Source organism: Streptomyces sp. NPDC054813, from assembly GCF_053611365.1.
The window spans coordinates 23,451-44,390 of the sequence record NZ_JBSHAF010000030.1 but is presented as its reverse complement, the minus strand read 5'-3'; the positions used below and the strand labels follow the sequence as shown (position 1 = coordinate 44,390).

At 70.7% G+C, this 20,940-nt stretch carries 21 protein-coding genes; 16 read left to right on the top strand and 5 right to left on the bottom strand.

What is annotated here, in order from left to right; all coding sequences use genetic code 11:
• Nucleotides 1–57 precede the first annotated feature (57 nt).
• Entirely contained in the window at nt 58–1,251 is a 1,194-nt protein-coding gene (locus tag ACWGJB_RS41860; protein ID WP_453385267.1) for a threonine aldolase family protein, read from the bottom strand.
• Between the two features lie 186 nt (nt 1,252–1,437).
• Here ACWGJB_RS41860 and ACWGJB_RS41855 point away from each other — a divergent pair, with 186 nt between their 5' ends.
• The 10 genes from ACWGJB_RS41855 (at nt 1,438) to ACWGJB_RS41810 (ending at nt 9,685) form a co-directional block, all read left to right on the top strand.
• Nucleotides 1,438–2,376, top strand: a complete 939-nt coding sequence (locus ACWGJB_RS41855; protein WP_453385266.1) for a Rossmann-like and DUF2520 domain-containing protein — start codon at nt 1,438–1,440, stop codon at nt 2,374–2,376.
• Nucleotides 2,373–3,374, top strand: a complete 1,002-nt coding sequence (gene panC, locus ACWGJB_RS41850) for a pantoate--beta-alanine ligase (RefSeq protein WP_453385265.1) — start codon at nt 2,373–2,375, stop codon at nt 3,372–3,374. Before ACWGJB_RS41855 ends, panC begins: the two co-directional genes overlap by 4 nt.
• Nucleotides 3,371–5,092 carry an L-aspartate oxidase gene (locus tag ACWGJB_RS41845; RefSeq protein ID WP_453385264.1) on the top strand — a complete coding sequence of 574 codons (1,722 nt, stop codon included), beginning with the start codon at nt 3,371–3,373 and terminating at the stop codon, nt 5,090–5,092. Before panC ends, ACWGJB_RS41845 begins: the two co-directional genes overlap by 4 nt.
• 5 nt (nt 5,093–5,097) lie before the next feature.
• Entirely contained in the window at nt 5,098–6,075 is a 978-nt protein-coding gene (gene nadC / locus ACWGJB_RS41840; protein WP_453385263.1) for a carboxylating nicotinate-nucleotide diphosphorylase, read from the top strand.
• A gap of 4 nt (nt 6,076–6,079) precedes the next feature.
• Complete coding sequence (locus ACWGJB_RS41835; RefSeq protein WP_453385262.1) at nt 6,080–6,877, top strand: type III pantothenate kinase; 798 nt, start codon at nt 6,080–6,082, stop codon at nt 6,875–6,877.
• Nucleotides 6,878–7,016: 139 nt separating this feature from the next.
• On the top strand, nt 7,017–7,622 hold the full coding sequence (locus tag ACWGJB_RS41830) for a hypothetical protein (protein ID WP_453385325.1): 606 nt from the start codon (nt 7,017–7,019) through the stop codon (nt 7,620–7,622).
• A gap of 118 nt (nt 7,623–7,740) precedes the next feature.
• A complete protein-coding gene (locus ACWGJB_RS41825; RefSeq protein WP_453385261.1) occupies nt 7,741–7,932 on the top strand; it encodes a hypothetical protein in 192 nt (63 codons plus the stop codon).
• Nucleotides 7,933–8,077: 145 nt separating this feature from the next.
• Nucleotides 8,078–8,527: a BlaI/MecI/CopY family transcriptional regulator gene (locus ACWGJB_RS41820; RefSeq protein WP_453385260.1), complete on the top strand. Its 450-nt coding sequence runs from the start codon at nt 8,078–8,080 to the stop codon at nt 8,525–8,527.
• 9 nt (nt 8,528–8,536) lie between these two features.
• On the top strand, nt 8,537–9,070 hold the full coding sequence (locus tag ACWGJB_RS41815; RefSeq protein ID WP_453385259.1) for an amino-acid N-acetyltransferase: 534 nt from the start codon (nt 8,537–8,539) through the stop codon (nt 9,068–9,070).
• Between the two features lie 279 nt (nt 9,071–9,349).
• On the top strand, nt 9,350–9,685 hold the full coding sequence (locus ACWGJB_RS41810) for a histone-like nucleoid-structuring protein Lsr2 (protein ID WP_351317758.1): 336 nt from the start codon (nt 9,350–9,352) through the stop codon (nt 9,683–9,685).
• On the opposite strand, the gene ACWGJB_RS41805 is transcribed toward ACWGJB_RS41810, so the two are convergent.
• Nucleotides 9,664–10,437, bottom strand: coding sequence for an SCO3374 family protein (locus ACWGJB_RS41805; RefSeq protein WP_453385258.1), 774 nt, complete (start codon nt 10,435–10,437; stop codon nt 9,664–9,666). The two genes, ACWGJB_RS41810 and ACWGJB_RS41805, sit on opposite strands and share 22 nt — an antisense overlap.
• A gap of 430 nt (nt 10,438–10,867) precedes the next feature.
• Here ACWGJB_RS41805 and ACWGJB_RS41800 point away from each other — a divergent pair, with 430 nt between their 5' ends.
• Complete coding sequence (locus tag ACWGJB_RS41800) at nt 10,868–13,393, top strand: ATP-dependent Clp protease ATP-binding subunit (RefSeq protein ID WP_453385257.1); 2,526 nt, start codon at nt 10,868–10,870, stop codon at nt 13,391–13,393.
• Nucleotides 13,394–13,509: 116 nt separating this feature from the next.
• Here ACWGJB_RS41800 and ACWGJB_RS41795 read toward each other — a convergent pair whose 3' ends face one another.
• A complete protein-coding gene (locus ACWGJB_RS41795; protein WP_453385256.1) occupies nt 13,510–14,112 on the bottom strand; it encodes an HAD family acid phosphatase in 603 nt (200 codons plus the stop codon).
• A 444-nt stretch (nt 14,113–14,556) separates the two neighbouring features.
• Here ACWGJB_RS41795 and ACWGJB_RS41790 point away from each other — a divergent pair, with 444 nt between their 5' ends.
• A complete protein-coding gene (locus ACWGJB_RS41790) occupies nt 14,557–15,108 on the top strand; it encodes a M23 family metallopeptidase (protein ID WP_453385255.1) in 552 nt (183 codons plus the stop codon).
• 13 nt (nt 15,109–15,121) lie between these two features.
• On the opposite strand, the gene ACWGJB_RS41785 is transcribed toward ACWGJB_RS41790, so the two are convergent.
• Nucleotides 15,122–15,721: a TetR/AcrR family transcriptional regulator gene (locus tag ACWGJB_RS41785; protein ID WP_453385254.1), complete on the bottom strand. Its 600-nt coding sequence runs from the start codon at nt 15,719–15,721 to the stop codon at nt 15,122–15,124.
• Nucleotides 15,722–15,880: 159 nt separating this feature from the next.
• On the opposite strand from ACWGJB_RS41785, the gene ACWGJB_RS41780 reads away from it, so the two are divergent.
• The 4 genes from ACWGJB_RS41780 (at nt 15,881) to ACWGJB_RS41765 (ending at nt 19,449) form a co-directional block, all read left to right on the top strand.
• Complete coding sequence (locus ACWGJB_RS41780) at nt 15,881–17,485, top strand: MDR family MFS transporter (protein ID WP_453385253.1); 1,605 nt, start codon at nt 15,881–15,883, stop codon at nt 17,483–17,485.
• 193 nt (nt 17,486–17,678) lie between these two features.
• Complete coding sequence (locus ACWGJB_RS41775; protein WP_453385252.1) at nt 17,679–18,161, top strand: helix-turn-helix transcriptional regulator; 483 nt, start codon at nt 17,679–17,681, stop codon at nt 18,159–18,161.
• A complete protein-coding gene (locus ACWGJB_RS41770; RefSeq protein ID WP_360492155.1) occupies nt 18,158–18,589 on the top strand; it encodes a VOC family protein in 432 nt (143 codons plus the stop codon). Before ACWGJB_RS41775 ends, ACWGJB_RS41770 begins: the two co-directional genes overlap by 4 nt.
• Complete coding sequence (locus ACWGJB_RS41765) at nt 18,586–19,449, top strand: class I SAM-dependent methyltransferase (RefSeq protein WP_453385324.1); 864 nt, start codon at nt 18,586–18,588, stop codon at nt 19,447–19,449. The genes ACWGJB_RS41770 and ACWGJB_RS41765 overlap by 4 nt, the downstream gene beginning before the upstream one ends.
• A gap of 121 nt (nt 19,450–19,570) precedes the next feature.
• On the opposite strand, the gene cseC is transcribed toward ACWGJB_RS41765, so the two are convergent.
• Nucleotides 19,571–20,938, bottom strand: coding sequence for a two-component system sensor histidine kinase CseC (cseC, locus tag ACWGJB_RS41760; RefSeq protein ID WP_453385251.1), 1,368 nt, complete (start codon nt 20,936–20,938; stop codon nt 19,571–19,573).
• Nucleotides 20,939–20,940: the final 2 nt, after the last annotated feature.

Genomic DNA, 20,940 nt, shown 5'->3' with positions numbered 1-20,940 from the left:
GAGCGCTCGGCGGAGCGTGCGCGCCGGTGGGGGCTGAACACACGGCTCCCCGCGCCCCTAACGCGGCGCCGTGGGCAACCGGCGCACGAATTCCGCGACCGCCGCCCTCACCTCCTCCGCCGTCCACCCCAGGCCGGCCTCCGCCACCGTCACCTCGGTCACGGACAGGCCCGGGCCCTTGGTCTCCCAGAAGCCGGCGAAGAGGTACGTGCCGGTCTCCTCGGCCTGCCGCGCCGCCGTCTCCATCAGCACATCGGCGTCGTACGGCAGCCAGACCTGGAACTCGTGGGTGTGCGGCTCCTCGGGGTGTACGCGCGTCCACGCAAGCCCCGCCTCGGCGAAGCCCTCGCGCAGGGCCGCGGCGACCACGCGCGCGTGGCGGACGTAGTCCGGGAGGCGGGGCAGCTCGCGCTCCAGGCCGATCAGGGCCGCGAGCGCCGTCGGGAACTGCTGGAAGACCATGCCGCCGTAGCGGTGGCGCCAGGTCTTCGCCTCCTCGACAAGAGGCCTCGGGCCGGCCAGTGCGGCGCCGCCGATGCCGCCCAGGGACTTGTAGAACGACACGTAGACGCTGTCCGCGAGGTCCGCGATCTCGTGCAGGGGGCGCCCGAAGCGGACGGTGCACTCCCACAGGCGCGCGCCGTCGAAGTGCACCACCGCGTCGCGCTCCCGCGCCGCCTCCACGACCTCGGTGAGCTCCTCCCAGGTGGGCAGCACGTAACCGGCGTCCCTGAGGGGCAGTTCCAGCATCAGCGCCCCGAAGGGCTCCTCGAAGTCGCGTATCTCCTGGGCGGTGGGGAGCCGGGGCTCGCCCGTGACGCGGACCGTGCGCAGGCCGGCGACCTCGCGGAAGGCGTTGCGTTCGTGGACCTCGGGGTGGGCGAGGGCGTGCAGGGCGACCGTGGGGTTGCCGGTCCGGGCCGCCCAGCAGCGCAGGGCCACCTGCTGGGCCATCGTGCCGGTCGGGAAGAACGCGGCTGCCTCCGTGCCCAGCAGGGCCGCGACCCGCTCCTCCAGCGCCGCGACGATCCCGTTGCCGTAGATGTCCCCCGGTTCGTCCAGGTCGTACACGTCGGGGGCCGCTTCGTGGAGCAGCGCGAGCCGTTCGCGCAGGGAGGCGCGCGGGCCCACGCGCGCGAGGACGCGATCGGCCTTCCGGTAGGCGGCCGTGCGCCGCTCTCGCATCCGCTGTTCCGCCGACCGGGGTTCGTTCGGCTGCTCGTCCTGGGGCGTCGTCGCCGTATCGCTCATGCCGTGGATGATGCCGTGGCGCCGGGGCGGAGGGCCTGGCATTTTCCGTACGGGGGGCCGTCCCGGGCGGTGTGACCGGTCACCCACAGCCTGTGGACAGCCAACTGGGCCCGAACCCGATAGCGTTAACATGACGAGAAATCGTCCGGTACCCAGAGCGGACTGGAACGGGAAGGCCACCGTCGCGTGAGTACAGTCCAACAGCCAGACCCCAGTGACCGCCCCGCGCGGCTCACCGTCGGCGTCGTCGGCGCCGGCCGGGTGGGGCCTGCGCTCGCCGCGTCCCTGCAGCTCGCCGGGCACCGCCCGGTGGCCGTCTCCGGGGTCTCCGACGCCTCCCGGCGGCGCGCCGAGGCGATGCTGCCCGACGTCCCGCTCGTACCCCCCGCCGAGGTCCTCCAGCGCGCCGACCTGGTGCTCCTGACCGTCCCCGACGACGCCCTGCCCGGCCTGGTCGCCGGCCTCGCCGAGACCGGCGCGGTACGGCCGGGCCAGCTGCTCGTACACACCTCCGGGCGATACGGCGCCAAGGTCCTGGACCCGGCCCTGCGCGCGGGCGCGCTGCCGCTGGCCCTGCACCCGGCCATGACCTTCACCGGGACACCGGTGGACGTGCAGCGGCTCGCGGGCTGCTCGTTCGGGGTGACCGCGCCCGAGGAGCTGCGGCTGGCCGCCGAGGCCCTCGTCATCGAGATGGGCGGCGAGCCGGAGTGGATCTCCGAGGAGAACCGCCCGCTCTACCACGCGGCCCTCGCCCTCGGCGCCAACCACCTGGTCACCCTGGTCGCCCAGTCCATGGAGCTGCTCCGCACGGCTGGGGTCGAGGCCCCGGACCGGATGCTCGGCCCGCTGCTCGGCGCCGCCCTGGACAACGCCCTGCGCTCCGGCGACGCGGCACTGACCGGGCCGGTCGCGCGCGGGGACGCGGGCACCGTCGCCGCGCACGTCACGGAGCTGCGCCGGCACGCCCCGCAGGCCGTCGACGGCTATCTGGCGATGGCCCGTGCCACGGCCGACCGGGCGCTGGCCCAGGGCCTGCTGAAGCCGGAACTCGCCGAGGACCTCCTCGGCGTCCTGGCCGGCGGCACGAACGGCACCCACGGCACCGAGGGGAACACCCGATGAGCACCACCCTGCTGCGCACCGCCGACGAACTGCACGCGCGCGTGCGACACGGCCGCCGCGCCGTCGTGATGACCATGGGCGCCCTGCACGAGGGCCACGCCACGCTGATCCGGAGCGCCCGCGAGATCGCCGGCCCGGACGGCGAGGTCGTCGTCACGGTCTTCGTCAACCCGCTGCAGTTCGGGGCCGGCGAGGACCTCGACCGCTACCCGCGCACCCTGGACGCCGACCTGAAGATCGCCGAACAGGCGGGCGCGGACGCCGTGTTCGCCCCGTCGGTCGAGGAGGTCTACCCGGGCGGGCAGCCCCAGGTACGGATCACCGCGGGTCCGATGGGCACGCTCCTGGAGGGCGCCTCGCGGCCCGGGCACTTCGACGGCGTCCTCACCGTCGTCGCCAAGCTGCTGCACCTCACCCGCCCCGACGCGGCCCTGTTCGGGCAGAAGGACGCCCAGCAGCTGGCCGTGATCCGGCGCATGGTGCGGGACCTGAACTTCGGCATCGAGATCGTCGGTGTACCGACGGTGCGCGAGGCCGACGGGCTCGCGCTCTCCAGCCGCAACCGCTATCTGTCGGCCGACGAGCGGCGCACGGCGCTCACGCTGTCGCGCGCGCTGTTCGCCGGGCGGGACCGGCACGCGGCGCAGGAGGCGTTGCGTGCGCGGGCGCGCGAAGTGCCGTCCACGCGGGCGCGTGCCGAGGCGCTCAGCGCCATAGGGGAGTCCCGCGCGGCGGCCGACGCGCACGCCGTCGCCAAGGCCGTGCCGAACGCCGCCGCCGCAGTGCGCGCCGCCGCGCGGACGGTCCTGGACGAGGCCGTCCACCACGACCCGCCGCTCGCGCTGGACTACCTCGCCCTGGTCGACCCCGCCGACTTCACCGAGATCGACGACGACTTCACCGGAGAGGCCGTCCTCGCCGTCGCCGCCCGGGTCGGGACGACCCGGCTGATCGACAACATCCCGCTCACCTTCGCCGCTCCCGGAGCCGCCTCGTGACCAGCACAGGCATACGACTGCACGCCCCCGCCCCCGGGTGGTCCATCGACGCGGACGTGGTGGTCGTCGGGTCCGGTGTCGCCGGCCTGACCGCCGCCCTGCGCTGCGAGGCCGCCGGACTGACCACGGTCGTCGTCACCAAGGCACTCCTCGACGACGGCTCCACCCGCTGGGCCCAGGGCGGCGTCGCGGCCGCCCTGGGCGAAGGCGACACCCCCGAACAGCACCTGGACGACACCCTGGTCGCGGGCGCGGGCATGTGCGACGAGGGAGCCGTACGGATCCTCGTCACCGAGGGCCCCGACGCGGTACGGCGGCTGATCTCGACCGGGGCCCACTTCGACACCGACGCGGACGGCGACATCGAGCTCGCGCGCGAGGGCGGCCACCACCGGCGCCGGATCGCGCACGCGGGCGGCGACGCGACCGGCGCGGAGATCTCTCGCGCGCTGGTGGAAGCGGCTCGCGCGCGGGGCGTGCGGATGATCGAGAACGCGCTGGTGCTCGACCTGCTGACCGACGCCGAGGGGCGCACGGCGGGCGTGACCCTGCACGTGATGGGCGAGGGCCAGCACGACGGGGTGGGCGCCGTGCACGCCCCCGCGGTCGTCCTCGCCACCGGCGGCATGGGCCAGGTCTTCTCCGCGACCACCAACCCGTCGGTGTCCACCGGAGACGGCGTGGCGCTCGCGCTGCGCGCCGGCGCGGAGGTCTCCGACCTCGAATTCGTCCAGTTCCACCCGACCGTGCTGTTCCTCGGCGCCGACGCGGAGGGCCAGCAGCCGCTGGTCTCCGAGGCGGTGCGCGGGGAGGGCGCGCACCTGGTCGACGCGGACGGCGTGCGCTTCATGGTCGGCCAGCACGAGCTGGCCGAACTGGCGCCCCGGGACATCGTCGCCAAGGGCATCATGCGGCGCATGCAGGAGCAGGACGCCGAGCACATGTTCCTGGACGCCCGGCACTTCGGCGCCGACATGTGGGAACACCGCTTCCCGACGATCCTGGCCGCCTGCCGTGCGCACGGCATCGACCCGGTCACCGAGCCCATCCCGATTGCCCCGGCCGCGCACTACGCCTCCGGGGGCGTGCGCACCGACGCGCGCGGGCGCACGACCGTGCGCGGGCTCTACGCGTGCGGCGAGGTCGCGTGCACCGGCGTGCACGGCGCGAACCGGCTGGCGTCCAACTCCCTCCTGGAGGGCCTGGTCTACGCCGAGCGCATCGTCGCCGACATCGCCGCGCGGCACGCGGAGAACCGCCTGCACGCGCGCGTGCCGGTGCCGGTCCCGCACCCCGACAAGCCCGCGCACCCGCTGCAGGCCCCCGAGGCGCGGTTCGCGATCCAGCGGATCATGACCGAGGGCGCCGGCGTGCTGCGCTCCGAGGAATCCCTGGCCAGGGCCGCCGAGCAGCTCCAGCGCCTGCACGCCGAGGCCCGTGACGCCCTCGCCGAGAACGGCAAGACCGCCGAGCCCGGCGTGGACACCTGGGAGGCCACCAACCTCCTGTGCGTCGCGCGGGTGCTCGTCGAGGCGGCCCGGCGCCGCCAGGAGACCCGCGGCTGCCACTGGCGCGAGGACCACGCCGACCGCGACGACACCGTGTGGCGCCGCCACATCGTCGTACGGCTGAATCCGGACCGCTCGCTGGCCGTGGGCACCACCGACACCGCAGACTTCCCCCCGACCCGGCCGCACCAGCCATCCCAGGAGCAGTGACAGACGTGAGCACCAACGACCTTCCCCTCGCCAACGGCGGCGGCTGCGGCGACGGCTGTGCCTGCGGCGCCGAGGGCGACGAGGAGTACCTGGAGTGCGGGCTCGACCCCGCGCTCGCCGAACTCCTCGCCGCCGCCGGACTCGACCCCGTGGAGGTCGAGGACATCGCCAACGTGGCCGTCCAGGAGGACCTGGACAACGGCGTGGACGTGACGACCGTCGCGACGATCCCCGAGGAGGCCGTGGCGACCGCCGACTTCGTCGCGCGCGAGGCGGGCGTCGTCGCCGGGCTGCGGGTCGCCGAGGCCGTGGTCTCCGTGGTCTGCACGGACGAGTTCGAGGTCGAGCGGCACGTCCAGGACGGCGACCGGGTCGAGGCCGGACAGCCGCTGCTGTCGATCACCACCCGCACCCGCGACCTGCTCACCGCCGAGCGCAGCGCGCTCAACATCCTGAACCGCCTCTCCGGCATCGCGACCGCCACGCGCGCGTGGGCGGACGCGATGGAGGGCACGACCACGCGCGTGCGGGACACCCGGAAGACCACCCCGGGGCTGCGCTCCCTGGAGAAGTTCGCGGTGCGCTGCGGCGGCGGCGTCAACCACCGCATGTCGCTCTCCGACGCGGCCCTGGTCAAGGACAACCACGTGGTCGCCGCCGGCGGCGTCGAGCAGGCCTTCAAGGCCGTCCGCGAGGCCTTCCCGGACCTGGCGATCGAGGTCGAGGTCGACACCCTGCACCAGCTGCGTGAGGCCGTCGACGCGGGCGCCGACCTGATCCTGCTGGACAACTTCACGCCGGGGGAGTGCGAGGAGGCCGTGGCGATCGTGCACGGACGCGCGCTCCTGGAGGCGTCCGGTCGGCTCACCCTGGAGAACGCGCGGGCGTACGCCGACACCGGCGTGGACTTCCTGGCCGTCGGTGCCCTGACCCACTCCTCGCCGATCCTGGACATCGGCCTGGATCTGCGCGAGGCGGAGTGACCTCATGCTCCTCACGATCGACGTCGGCAACACGCACACCGTCCTCGGGCTCTTCGACGGCGAGGACATCGTCGAGCACTGGCGCATCTCGACGGACGCGCGCCGTACCGCCGACGAGCTGGCGGTGCTCCTCCAGGGCCTGATGGGCATGCACCCGCTGCTCGGCGACGAGCTCGGCGACGGTATCGACGGCATCGCGATCTGCGCGACCGTGCCGTCCGTGCTGCACGAGCTGCGCGAGGTCACCCGGCGGTACTACGGCGACGTGCCGGCGGTGCTGGTGGAACCGGGGGTGAAGACCGGGGTGCCGATCCTCACCGACAACCCCAAGGAGGTCGGCGCGGACCGGATCATCAACGCGGTCGCCGCCGTCGAACTGTTCGGCGGCCCGGCGATCGTCGTCGACTTCGGTACGGCGACGACCTTCGACGCGGTGTCCGCGCGCGGGGAGTACGTCGGCGGTGTGATCGCGCCCGGAATCGAGATCTCCGTGGAGGCGCTGGGCGTCAGGGGCGCGCAGTTGCGGAAGATCGAGGTGGCCCGGCCGCGGAGTGTGATCGGCAAGAACACCGTGGAGGCCATGCAGGCGGGCATCGTGTACGGCTTCGCCGGGCAGGTCGACGGGGTGGTCGGCCGGATGGCGCGGGAGCTGGCGGACGATCCGGACGACGTGACGGTGATCGCGACGGGTGGGCTGGCGCCGATGGTGCTGGGGGAGTCCTCGGTGATCGACGAGCACGAGCCGTGGCTGACGCTGGTGGGGCTGCGCCTGGTGTACGAGCGGAACGTCTCGCGGCTGTGAGGTGGCGGGGGCGGGCGCATCGGTCCCCCGGCGGCCAGGTGGGTGGCCCTGATGCGCCACACCCCGCCCCCTATGTCGAGTTTGTCTGATTTACGCGTATCTTCGGTCCATGCCCACGCCATACGGATCCCGCGGCGGCATGGCGTTCGGTGCGGAGGAGCTGCGTGTGCTCCGCCGTGCTCTCGCCCTCGCCCTTCACCCCGGTCCCGCCTCCGCCGAGGACATCAAGGACTGTCATCGGCTCGCCGAGTCGTTCGACGAGGCGATGCGTGAGGGGGCCCGGTTGCGCGCCTTCCTGGTGGCCGATCTGGTCCGGTACCGCGCGGCCCTGCCCGGAACCGTCGCCGGCTATCTCACCCTCCTGGAGGAGGCGCTGGGTGCCGGACACCGGCCCACCCCGGACGATCTCGCCGCGCTGCGGGCGCTGCGCGGGAACCCCGGTGCCGCCGCGCTGCTCGACCGTTGTCAGGCGATCGCGGAGCGTGATGTACGGGCCCGGCTCGCGCAGGGCGCCCGCGAGGTGCCCGCACCGGCCGTTCCGGCGTCCAGGGTCCGTCTGACGGCCCTGCCGGGCGGTGTGGCCAAGGAGCCGGAGAAGAAGCCGAAGGAGAGGCCCGCCGAGCGGCCCGCCCCGCAGCCCGCGGCCCCCGAGCCCGTGGCGCCGAAGCGGCCCATTCCGACCCCGGGCGAGGTCTTCCCACGGCGCCGGCCCACCCCGCCGCAGCAGCAGCTCGCCGCCGGCTGACCGGAACGCCCGGCGGCACACCGCGGAAGCGGCGGGGAAAACGGCAGCTCGCGCGCGTTGCGCGACGCTTCGCCCACCCCGCACCTTTCGCCCGGTCCCCCGTGGCTACTCTGGACGCATGGACTACGTCGCCGCGCTCCTGCCCCCGGTCGTCATGGCCGTCTTCTTCATCAGTCTGGTCCGGGTGATCGTGAAGACCCAGGGCGGCGCCGCCAAGGCCAAGGAGGACGCCGCCGTGGACGCCGCCCTCGCCCGCGCGGCACGCGGGGAGGGCAACCCGAAGGTCTCCGCCCCGAGCCGCGACGCCTGATCGCGGACCACACCTCCCTGGCGTACGACTCGCCGCACGGTCACAGCCGCGCCTTCCGGGTCGTACGCCCTTTTTGTTCGCCTTTGTTGGTGAAAGTGCACGTCCGGCACGCCATTTGCGGGATCTCCCACTATTGTTCTGAGCTGTGCCTCGCCCATTGGGAGAACTCGAAGACGCGGTCATGACGCGGGTGTGGAAGTGGAACCGCCCGGTGACCGTTCGAGAAGTCCTGGAAGACCTCCAGCAGGAACGGTCCATCGCGTACACCACCGTGATGACCGTTTTGGACAATCTCCATCAGAAGGGCTGGGTGCGGCGGGAGGCCGAAGGGCGTGCCTATCGATATGAGGCCGTCTCCACACGGGCCGCCTACGCCGCCGCCCTCATGAACGACGCGTGGTCCCAGAGCGACAACCCGGCCGCCGCTCTCGTCGCCTTCTTCGGGATGATGAGCGACGAACAGCGCCAGGCCCTGCGGGACGCCGTACGGATGGTGCAGGGTCCGGATACGCCGGAACCTCAGGAAGAACGCGAAGACCGGGAAGCCCCGCAAGAGGAGAACCCCGGCTCCATGGCGGACCGCGGCGGGCGATAGCGTCCGCTCATGTCAGCGATGCGCCCCGAAGTCACCGCAAAAGCCATCACCGTCCGGCGGGCCCGGACCGGCGATGTCCCGACGGTGCGCCGACTCCTTGACGCGTACGTCCGTGACCGCATCCTCCTCGACAAAGCCACGGTGATGCTTTACGAGGACATCCAGGAGTTCTGGGTCGCGGAACGCGACGACAACGCCGAGGTGGTCGGCTGCGGCGCACTGCACGTGATGTGGGAAGACCTCGCCGAAGTGCGCACTCTCGCGGTGAAGCCGGGCCTCAAGGGAGCCGGTGTCGGTCATCAGTTGCTGGAGAAGTTGCTGGAGACCGCGCGTTGGCTCGGTGTTCGCCGAGTTTTCTGTCTGACCTTCGAAGTCGAGTTCTTCGGGAAGCACGGCTTCGTGGAGATCGGCGAGACACCCGTGGACACCGATGTCTACGCCGAGCTGTTGCGCTCCTATGACGAGGGTGTCGCTGAGTTCCTCGGACTCGAACGAGTGAAACCGAACACCTTGGGCAACAGCCGGATGCTTCTGCATCTGTGATCGCCCAGAGGGATCGGGGCGGACAAGAGGCATCGGGGCAGAGTTGGGTGGGAGATCAGGCCCCTATTCCGGGTACCTCGCCTTGCCCCGGTGCCCTATGTCCGAAACGCGCATGTTTCTGGGCGGGAGCAGGCCCCTCGGTCTCTCCCAGGGGTTTGTGTTTTTCCCGCAAAAGCGGTTTGCTTTCCGACGTACTGCAGTACTGCATATAACAGGGGGCGGCGAAACGGCGGGCGCCGCAGACCCCCGGCCCTGAAGTTATCGATGAAAGGAAATCCGGTGGCACAGAAGGTTCAGGTCCTTCTTGTCGACGACCTCGACGGCGGCGAGGCGGACGAGACCGTGACGTTCGCGCTGGACGGCAAGACGTACGAGATCGATCTCACGACTGCCAATGCGGACAAGCTGCGCGGCCTTCTCGACCCCTATGTCAAGGGCGGTCGTCGTACCGGTGGCCGTGCGTCGGGCGGACGTGGAAAGGCCCGTGCGGCTGCCGGCGGCAGCCAGGACACCGCGCAGATTCGCGCGTGGGCAAAGGAGAACGGCTACGAGGTCAACGACCGCGGCCGTGTTCCGGCGACGATTCGCCAGGCCTACGAGGACGCCAACGCCTGACGGTCCTCCGGCCCGTGGCTCGCGCGCCACAACCGGACCCGGTGGCATTCGGTGGCCACCGTGTCCACCAGCCGTACGAGATCGGGGGCGCCTCCGACGCCCCCCATGGCCGACCTCGTCGACAGCGTCGACATGCTCGGCAGCGAGGCCTCGACCTCGCACCCCGACTCGGGGGGCCGCAACCAGAAGGCGGCCCCCTGCACGGGTTCGGCACGTTCCGGGGAATCCGACGGTTCAGCGGGGCCTTCGGCGGCTTCGGGAAGCGATCGGGGCCCGGTGGAGACCGGCTCGGGCCGTACCGGAGCGTCCATCCGGCCGTGCGCGCCCAGTGCCCGCAGATCCAGGGCCAGCGCGCCCCACTCCAGCCAGTCCAGCAGCCCCGGAAGCTCCTCCGCGCTGCCCGCGGCCACCAGCAGCCGCATCCGGTCGCCCTGGAGCGCCACCGGGGAGCCCGGCCCCAGATGCCTGAGCGCCTTCGCGCCCGCCGGGGCCGGCACGTCCAGCACGTCGAAACGTACGCCCGTGACCAGCCGCAGCGGCTCTCCGGTCGCTTCGGGCACTGTCGCCCAGCCCAGATCGTTCTCGTACCAGTGCCGGAGTCGGGCCGCCCGCCCGTCCGGCCCGACGGCGCGGCCGGAACCCGGTGCGAGGGCGCAAGCGGAACCGGACGCGACGGCGGAATCGACACCGCAACCGAGCGGGGGACGGGGGTGAGGGACCGTTGAAGCGGCCAGAGGCACTGTGCCAGCCATGCCAAGCGCAACCGTCGCGAACCCGCCCAAGTTACGCTGGGTGTGCGTGTGAATGCGCCGAGTGCCGGAAGAGGGGGTCTTCGGGGGTCCGGAGAGACGCAAGGTTGTTCGCCCATAGCGGAGGGACCGGGGGCATACGGCATGGACTGTCAGTCCGGGCGGGTAAGACATCCCTAGTGGGAGGGGGCGACACGCAGGCGAGGCCGTCTCACGTTCGCCATCGGCGTACTGGAGGAAGGGGTAACTGCCTGGCCTGCGGGAACATCGTCTCGCACCATCGGGTTGGAGCATATGTCGGCGTTCGGGGTCAGGAGGCCATCGACGGTGTCGGCAGTTGGAATGAGCGGTCCCCGCTTGCGGGACTAAGCTGCGGAAGGACAGAGAGGGGAAGTTCCCCCCACTGCCTGACCGCTCTGAGGAGCGATTAACGATGTTCGAGAGGTTCACCGACCGCGCGCGGCGGGTTGTCGTCCTGGCTCAGGAAGAAGCCCGGATGCTCAACCACAACTACATCGGCACCGAGCACATCCTCCTGGGCCTGATCCACGAGGGTGAGGGTGTCGCCGCCAAGGCCCTTGAGAGCCTCGGGATTTCGCTCGAGGCGGTCCGCCAGCAGGTGGAGGAGATCATCGGCCAGGGCCAGCAGGCCCCGTCCGGGCACATCCCCTTCACCCCCCGTGCCAAGAAGGTCCTGGAGCTGTCGCTCCGCGAGGCCCTTCAGCTGGGCCACAACTACATCGGCACGGAGCACATCCTGCTCGGCCTGATCCGTGAGGGCGAGGGCGTCGCCGCCCAGGTCCTGGTCAAGCTGGGCGCAGATCTCAACCGGGTGCGGCAGCAGGTCATCCAGCTGCTCTCCGGTTACCAGGGCAAGGAGACCGCCACCGCGGGCGGCCCTGCCGAGGGCACCCCCTCGACGTCCCTGGTCCTCGACCAGTTCGGCCGGAACCTCACCCAGGCCGCTCGTGAGTCCAAGCTCGACCCGGTCATCGGGCGCGAGAAGGAGATCGAGCGGGTCATGCAGGTGCTGTCCCGCCGCACCAAGAACAACCCGGTCCTGATCGGTGAGCCCGGCGTCGGCAAGACCGCCGTCGTCGAGGGCCTCGCCCAGGCCATCGTCAAGGGCGAGGTGCCCGAGACCCTCAAGGACAAGCACCTCTACACCCTGGACCTCGGCGCCCTGGTCGCCGGCTCCCGCTACCGCGGTGACTTCGAGGAGCGCCTGAAGAAGGTGCTCAAGGAGATCCGCACCCGCGGTGACATCATCCTGTTCATCGACGAGCTGCACACGCTGGTCGGTGCGGGTGCCGCCGAGGGCGCCATCGACGCGGCTTCGATCCTGAAGCCGATGCTGGCCCGCGGTGAGCTGCAGACCATCGGCGCCACCACCCTGGACGAGTACCGCAAGCACCTGGAGAAGGACGCGGCCCTGGAGCGCCGCTTCCAGCCCATCCAGGTCGCCGAGCCGTCCCTGCCGCACACGATCGAGATCCTCAAGGGTCTGCGTGACCGGTACGAGGCCCACCACCGGGTCTCCATCACGGACGAGGCGCTGGTCCAGGCGGCCACCCTGGCCGACCGCTACATCTCGGACCGCTTCCTGCCGGACAAGGCGATCGACCTGATCGACGAGGCCGGTTCCCGGATGCGCATCCGCCGGATGACCGCTCCGCCGGACCTGCGTGAGTTCGACGAGAAGATCGCCGGCGTCCGCCGGGACAAGGAGTCCGCGATCGACTCGCAGGACTTCGAGAAGGCCGCCTCCCTCCGCGACAAGGAGAAGCAGCTCCTGGCCGCCAAGGCCAAGCGGGAGAAGGAGTGGAAGGCCGGCGACATGGACGTCGTCGCCGAGGTCGACGGCGAGCTGATCGCCGAGGTGCTGGCCACGGCCACGGGCATCCCGGTCTTCAAGCTCACCGAGGAGGAGTCCTCGCGTCTGCTGCGCATGGAGGACGAGCTCCACAAGCGGGTCATCGGCCAGGTCGACGCCGTCAAGGCGCTGTCGAAGGCGATCCGCCGTACGCGTGCCGGTCTGAAGGACCCGAAGCGCCCCGGTGGCTCGTTCATCTTCGCCGGCCCGTCCGGTGTCGGTAAGACCGAGCTGTCCAAGGCCCTCGCCGAGTTCCTCTTCGGTGACGAGGACGCGCTGATCTCCCTCGACATGTCGGAGTTCAGCGAGAAGCACACGGTGTCGCGTCTCTTCGGTTCGCCCCCCGGTTACGTGGGCTACGAAGAGGGCGGCCAGCTGACCGAGAAGGTCCGCCGCAAGCCGTTCTCCGTCGTCCTCTTCGACGAGGTCGAGAAGGCCCACCCGGACATCTTCAACAGCCTGCTGCAGATCCTGGAGGACGGTCGTCTGACCGACTCCCAGGGCCGGGTCGTGGACTTCAAGAACACGGTCATCATCATGACGACCAACCTCGGCACCCGGGACATCTCCAAGGGCTTCAACCTGGGCTTCGCGGCCACGGGCGACACGAAGTCCAACTACGAGCGCATGAAGAACAAGGTGTCGGACGAGCTCAAGCAGCACTTCCGGCCCGAGTTCCTCAACCGCGTCGACGACGTGGTCGTCTTCCCGCAGCTGACGCAGGAGGACATCCTGCGGATCGTCGACCTGATGGTCGGCAAGGTGGACGAGCGCCTCAAGGACCGGGACATGGGCATCGAGCTCTCCCAGTCCGCCAAGGAGCTGCTGTCCAAGAAGGGCTACGACCCGGTGCTGGGCGCGCGTCCGCTGCGTCGCACGATCCAGCGCGAGATCGAGGACACGCTCTCCGAGAAGATCCTCTTCGGCGAGCTGCGCCCCGGTCACATCGTGGTCGTGGACACCGAGGGCGAGGGCGACGCCAAGACCTTCACCTTCCGGGGTGAGGAGAAGTCGGCGCTCCCCGACGTCCCGCCGATCGAGCAGGCGGCCGGCGGAGCCGGTCCGAACCTGAGCAAGGAGGCGTAGCCCTTCGGGGTTCGCCGAAGAAAGGGGCCGGTGCTTTTCGAAGCACCGGCCCCTTTCGCATGCCGTCGCGCAGGCTACCTACCGCGGTGCGGGACGCGGTGCGGAACGCCGTGCGACTACGACAGCTGGCCGTTGTAGTCCGGCAGCTTGTACGTCTTCTCCGCGTGGCCGCCCGAGAGGTCGGTGGCGCTGTTGCCGATGTTCGCGATGATCGTGTAGCCGTTGTTCTCGATGTCGACCCGCTGGGCGGTCTTGTAGGCGGCGACGTCCTTGAAGAGGTCGAAGAGGCCGCGGACGTACAGGCCGGAGACGTCGTAGCCGTCGTGTTCGAGGTTGTACTCGGTCGGCAGGTAGATGATGCCCGGGCGGGCCGTGACGAAGAACAGGGAGACGCCGTGCTCCTGGGCGTACCGGGCGACGTTCAGGACCGGCTTGTTGGCCGGCTGGGGGAAGCTGAAGCCGAAGTCGGTCTCCAGGGTGGTGTTGTCGATGTCGAAGACGATCGCCTGCCGCTCGCCCGGCTTGGCGGCGGCGATGCGCTGCTTCAGGTAGGGCAGGGCCTGGTCCATCACGGACTGGCAGTCACTCTGCCAGGTGGCGTAGTCGACCGTGGTGGAGCTGCTCTCCGTCGCGGCCCGGGCCGGCGCGGCCATCCCGGCGAGCGCGGCCACGGAGACGGCGGTGACGGACATGCGGCGGGTCCAGGTGCCTGTGCTCATCGGTGGGGGTGTCCTCTCACGTCCACGGCTGTGTCAGGGGCATGGTGAGTGGAGGACGTGGCGCGGAGGGAACCGTGGGGTTACTTGCGGGTAGGTCGGGCGAGGTGTGGGTCACATCCCGACGGCTTCGGGTCCCGGCCGCCGGTGACATAGCGCACGGGCGAAATGCCTGTTACTAGCCGGGATAGTGGAGCCTGGGTGGTTGGGGAGGGGATTTTTTACCCCATGTCGCCATCGGGTGGGGACAGCGAGGCCCTGGTTGTCCGGCCAGGGGTGCTCTGTCAAGAAAGGGTCAACTTTACGTATAGGTACTAGGTGATGTCGTAGATAGCGCCATTTGAGTGGTGTGCGGCTTTCGGGTTACCAAGAGATGCCCCGTCCGGCGGCTGTCAGTGTCAGCCGGTGCCGGAGGGGGGTCCCCGTTGTCTACTCCACGAGGTTCCGATGTCCCTGCGCGCCACTCTCCGTGCCCCCCGTAGGTCCTCGCTCCGCAAGCGGGCCGCCGTTCTGGCCGCCGGTGTCGGAGTCACGGCCGTGGTGGGGTCGGGGGTCGCGTCGGCCGCCACCTCCAGTGCCGCCGCCTGGATCGACCCGGTGAAGAAGTACACCCTCTCCGCGAGCTTCGCCCAGGCCGGCGGCCTGTGGACCGCCAAGCACAGCGGCCAGGACTTCGCGGTGCCGACCGGCACCCAGGTCGTCGCCGCGCACGGCGGCACCGTCGTCAAGGCCGGCGGCAACGGCGCCGGTGACGGTCCCGCGTACGGCAACGCCATCGTCATCAAGCACGCCGGCGGGCAGTACTCGCAGTACGCGCACCTGTCCCGCGTCGACGTCAAGGTCGGCCAGATCGTCAGGACCGGCCAGCACATCGCGCTCTCCGGCAGCACCGGCAACTCCACCGGGCCGCACCTGCACTTCGAGATCCGTACGACCCCGAACTACGGCTCCGCGGTGAACCCGGTTTCCTTCCTCCGCGCCAAGGGTGTGACCGTCTGAGGCGTGTGATCGCCTAAGCGGAGCGATCCGAACCCTGGTGGGCCTGGGTCACCAGGTCCAGCGCGACCTCCAGAACGGCTTCCTGCTTCTTCTGGGGGTCGCCTTCCAGGTCCTGCATGACGAACATGCCCGCGTGCAGCGTGAACATCGCGCTGATGCAGCGGACCTGGTCGGTCAGGGGTGCGTCCGGGTCGACGAAGATGCTGCGCAGATCGCGCATCCGGTCCTTGAAGGTGTCGCCGATCCGTAGTTCCCGCACGGTCGCCTGGTTCTCCTGCATGAAGCGGAACAGCGGTCCGGCCTCGCCGAGCGCCCGGCTGTAACGCCGTACGATCTCCAGCTTGACCGTCAGGGTGTGCGGCTGGCCCGCGCCCCACTCGATCAGGTCCTGGATCGGCTGTGTCAGGTCCTCGAAGACGCTGACCAGGATCTCTTCCTTGGTCTTGAAGTGGTAGTACAGGGCTGCCTTGGTCACGTCGAGGCGCTCGGCGATCTCCCGCAGGGAGGTCTTCTCGTAGCCCTGCTCGGCGAAGAGTTCGAGGGCCACGTCCTGGATGCGCTGGCGGGTGTTGCCGCGGCGCTGCTGCTTGGTGCCGTCCATGGTGACGCCCATCCTCTTACTCCTCGCACTCCCGCGAAAACTCGCCCTGTCGGATACCGACGTCCGGTGCGGTAACTTACTTGACGACCGGCTAGTGACAGGTTTACCTTTCCAGTGTACTGAACTAGCCGGGCGGCAAGTAAGTAGCTGCCGCCAGGGGGAGTGGGAGAGATGGCGGACACCCAGGCGGCCGAGACCGGCCAGGAAACACCGGGGGCACCCGAAGCGGTCGGGAAACCGGAGAAAGAGCCGAAGAGCGTACGGGTCGTGATGCTCGCGCTCATGGTCGCGATGATGCTCGCGATGCTCGACAACATGATCGTGGGCACGGCTATGCCGACGATCGTGGGCGATCTGGGCGGCCTCGAGCATCTGTCGTGGGTCGTGACCGCGTACACCCTCGCCACCGCCGCGGCCACCCCGCTCTGGGGCAAGCTCGGCGACATGTACGGGCGCAAGGGCGCCTTCCTGACCTCCATAGTCATCTTCCTGATCGGCTCCGCGCTCAGCGGCATGGCCCAGGACATGGGCCAGCTGATCGGGTTCCGGGCCGTCCAGGGCCTCGGCGCCGGTGGTCTGATGGTCGGCGTCATGGCGATCATCGGTGATCTCGTGCCGCCCCGTGAGCGCGGCAAGTACCAGGGCATGATGGCCGGTGTCATGGCGCTCGCGATGATCGGCGGCCCGCTGGTCGGCGGCACCATCACCGACAACTGGGGCTGGCGCTGGGCCTTCTACATCAACCTGCCGCTCGGCGTGGTCGCGCTGGCCGCCGTCACCGCCGTACTGCACCTGCCGAAGAAGCGGAGCAAGGCGCGCATCGACTACCTCGGCGCCGGTCTGCTGACCCTCGGCATCACGTCGATCGTGCTGGTCACCACCTGGGGCGGTTCCCAGTACGCCTGGACGTCCGCGCGGATCATGGAACTGATCGCCATCGGCGTCGTCGCGCTGATCGGGTTCGTCTTCTGGCAGACCAAGGCCGCCGAGCCGGTGCTCCCGCTGCACATCTTCCGCAGCGGCAACTTCACCCTGATGTCGATCATCGGCTTCATCGTGGGCTTCGTGATGTTCGGCGCCACGCTCTTCCTGCCGCTGTACCAGCAGTCCGTGCAGGGCGCGTCCGCGACCAACTCCGGTCTGCTGCTGCTTCCGATGCTCGGCGCGATGCTGGTGACCTCGATGGTCGCCGGGCGGGTCACCACCAGCACCGGCCGCTACAAGATCTTCCCCCTCGTGGGCGGGGTGCTCCTCACCGTCGGGCTGTACCTGCTGTCCACGATGGACACCGACACCACGCGGTTCATCTCCGGTGTGTACATGGCCGTCGTCGGCCTCGGCATGGGCTGCCTGATGCAGATCACCATGCTGGTCGCGCAGAACAGCGTGGAGATGAAGGACATGGGTGTCGCGTCCTCGTCGACCACCCTGTTCCGTACGCTCGGCTCCTCCTTCGGTGTCGCCATCATGGGCGCGATCTTCAACAACCGGGTCCAGGACGAGATGGCCGCACGGGCCGGGGGGCTGGGCTCGAAGGTCACCGAGCAGTCGGCCTCGCTGGACGCGGCGAGCCTGGCGAAGCTGCCGGCCGCGGTGCGCGAGGCGTACCAGCACGCGGTGTCGGCCGGTACGCACTCGGCGTTCCTGCTCGGTGCCGTGATCGCCGTGGCGGTCGTGGTGGCGGCGGTGTTCGTCAAGGAGGTGCCGCTGCGGGGCGGCGCCCAGAAGGCGGGTTCCGACGAGGCGGCACCGCTGCCCGTGGTCGAGGCCGTCTGACAAACGCCTGCGGGTGGTTCCGGGGACCGAGCGTCTCCGGGGCCACCCGCTTTCGGTTGCCTTCTCGGGATCGGCGCGCGTTTGCCTTCTTGGTACGGGCGCACGGCTGTCCTTTAGGGATCGGCGCGCGGTTGCCTTCTCGGTACGGGCGCACGGCCAAGTTGTCTTCCTGGCGTCGACTTAGCATCGACGCATGGACAAACTGCGTCGGCTGCGCCTCGCGAAGGACTCCATGGACCGGGACTGGGCCGATCCGGACCTGGACCTCGACGCGGTCGCCGGGCACGCCGGCTACTCGCGGTATCACTTCGTCCGCGCCTTCAAGGAGGCGTACGGCGAGACGCCCGGCCAGTACCTGACGCACCGCAGGATCGAGCGGGCCCAGGAGATGCTCCGCGGCGCGAACCTCACCGTCACCGAGATCTGCCATCTGGTCGGCTTCAGCAGCCTGGGCACGTTCTCCAGCCGCTTCAAGGTACGTACCGGACTCAGCCCCACCGAGTACCGGACCGAGCACGTCGGCAGCGGCGCCTCCCTCATCCCCGGCTGCTACGCCATGCTCTGGGCCGGCGGCTTCCGGAACAGGAGCGCAACTTCCGAGAAGCGCCCCGCCGACCCGCCCGCCTACCGTGACGGACAGGAACAGCGACCGTCCGGCAGGAGAGCACAGCCATGATCCAGGGCCTGGCCATCACCACCGTGTGGACCTTCGACCAGCAGCGCACCAAGGCCTTCTTCACCGAGAAGCTCGGCTTCGAGGTACGCGACGACATCGCCATGGGTGACATGCACTGGGTCACCGTCGGCGCCAAGGGGCAGCCCGGCGTCGAACTCGCCCTGATGCGCGTGGACGGGCCGGGGCTCGACCCCGAGTCCGCGGCGGCGCTGCGCACGCTGGTCGCCAAGGGCGCCCTGGGCGCGGGGGCGTTCCGCACCGACGACTGCCGGGGCGACTACGAGACCTTCCGGGCGCGGGGCGTCGAGTTCGTCCAGGAGCCCAAGGAACGGCCGTACGGCATCGAGGCGATCTTCCGCGACGACAACGGCAACTGGTACTCGCTGACCGAGCGCAGCGAGGAACTCGACTTCTCCAAGGAGTTCTGACCGTGTCCGTGCAGGAGGGCCCCGATCACACCGCCGTTCGCGTCGCCCTGTGGCGGGCACTGCATCTGTGCGCCGACCCGCCGCCGTACGTGATCGAGGACGAGGCCGGGCTGCGGCTCGCCGGACCGGAGGCCGGGGACGACTGGCGGGCGCGGCCGGACATGGACGCCGAGGCCACCCGGCGGACCCGGGCGTCCATCGTGGCCAGGGCCCGGTTCGTCGAGGACCTGGTGCTGACGGCGGCCGGACGCGGAGTGGACCAGTACGTCGTGCTGGGCGCCGGTCTGGACACCTTCGCCCAGCGCCGCGCGTCCGACGCGGTGGCCGCCGGGCTGCGGGTGTTCGAGGCCGACCGGGCCGGGGCCGTGGCGTGGAAGCGGCGGCGGCTGACCGAGCTGGGGTACGGCGTGCCCGGCTGGCAGCGGCTGGTGCCGGTGGACTTCGAGGGGGACTGGTGGGGGCAGCTGGTGGACGCCGGTTTCGATCCGGGGCGGCCGGCCGTGGTCGCCTCCGCCGGGGTCACCATGTACCTCACCGAGGACGCCGTGGCCGCCACCCTCCGCCGTATCGCCGGGCTGGCCCCCGGGTCGACGCTGGTCACGACGTTCCTGCGGCCGATCGAGGACGTCGAGCCGGACCAGCGGGAGCAGTTGCGGATGGCGCAGCGGGGCGCGCGGGCCTCCGGCACGCCCTTCCTGAGCTTCTACGCACCCGAGCGGCTCGCGGCCCTGGCCAGGGAGGCCGGTTTCCGCGAGACCCGGCACGTGCCCGCCGAGGAGCTGGCCGAGCGCTACTTCGCGGACCGGACCGACGGCCTGCGCCCGTCCCGCGGCGAGGAACTCCTCGTGGCCATGACCTGACCCGGCCATGACCTGACCCGGCCATGACCTGACCGGGCCACGACCCGAGCCCGCCACGCCGAGCCTCAGCCGCTCAGCCGCTCAGCCGCTCAGTGGCTCAACGGCTCAGCCGCTCAGTGGCTCAACGGCTCGCCTGTGTCGGCCCTGGCAGCATCGGGTAGCTCCCGGTGGCCGTCGGGGCGTGCTCCGGCAGCCACAGCACGGCCACCGCGCCCTCCGCCGGGATGTGCTCGGGCGCGCCGGCCGGGCGGATGTTGCGGAAGGTCAGTCGGGCGCCCAGGACGCGCGCCTGGCCGGCCGCGATGGTCAGGCCCAGGCCGTGGCCCTGCCCCGCGCGGTCCTCGCTGCCGGTGCGGAAGCGGCTCGGGCCCTCCGCGAGCAGTTTCTCGGGGAAGCCGGGGCCGTGGTCGCGGACCCGGATGACCCGGCCCTCGACGGTCACCTCGATGGGCGGCCTGCCGTGCCGGGCCGCGTTGGCGAGCAGGTTGAACAGCACCCGCTCCAGGCGGCGCGGATCGGTGGTGACCTCCGACTCGTGCACCACCCGCACCTCGATCGCCGGGTCCTTCGCGGCCACCCGCCGGGCGACGAACTCGCCCAGCATGATGTCCTGCAGCTCGGCCCGCTCGGAGGCGCTGTCGAGCCGGGCCACCTCCAGCACGTCCTCGACGAGGGTGCGCATCGCCTTCGCCCGGTCCAGGACCAGCTCGGTCGGGCGGCCGGGCGGCAGCAGTTCGGCCGCCGTGAGCAGCCCGGTCACCGGCGTCCGCAGCTCGTGCGCGATGTCGGCCGTCACCCGCCGCTCGGCCTCAAGGCGTTGCTGCAATGCGTCCGCCATGGCGTCCACCGCGCGCGCCAGGTCGTCGGTCTCGTCTCGTACGACCCCGCCGATCGCCTCCCGCACCCGCACGTCCGGCTCGCCCTGGGCGACCTGGTTGGCCGCGGCCGCCGCCTTGCGCAGCCGCCGCGAGAGCTGCCCGCCGATCAGCACGCCGAGCGCGCTGCCGCCGAGCACGACCGCGATGGAGCCGATGACGAGGGCCTGGTCGAGGTCCTTGAGCACATCGCTGCTCCGGTTCGGGAAGGTGCCGTGCAGGGACAGCACCCGCCCGTCCTTGGCCTGTACCGCCGCCCAGATGTCCGGCGCGCCGCTGCCCGGGTCGATGACGTCGGTCGCCCGGCGTCCCGCGTCGACCCGCTCGCGCAGGGCCGGCGGCAGCTCGGGGTCGTTGACCTTGACGTCCGGGAAGTTCGCCCGCCCGTACAGCTCGTAGTTGCGCTGCGCGATCTGCAGCCGTTCGTTGGCCAGGTCGCGCGCGTTGTCCAGCATCGAGACCCGGGCGGCGTTGTGCACCACCAGGCTCAGTGCGATCGCGACGAGCGCGCCGACCAGCGCGATCGCCGCGCTGAGCTTCCACCGGAGCCCGGTGCGCAAACTCGGACCTCGGTGCCGAATGGATCTCCGGATGGATCTGATGAGCCCCCGCATGA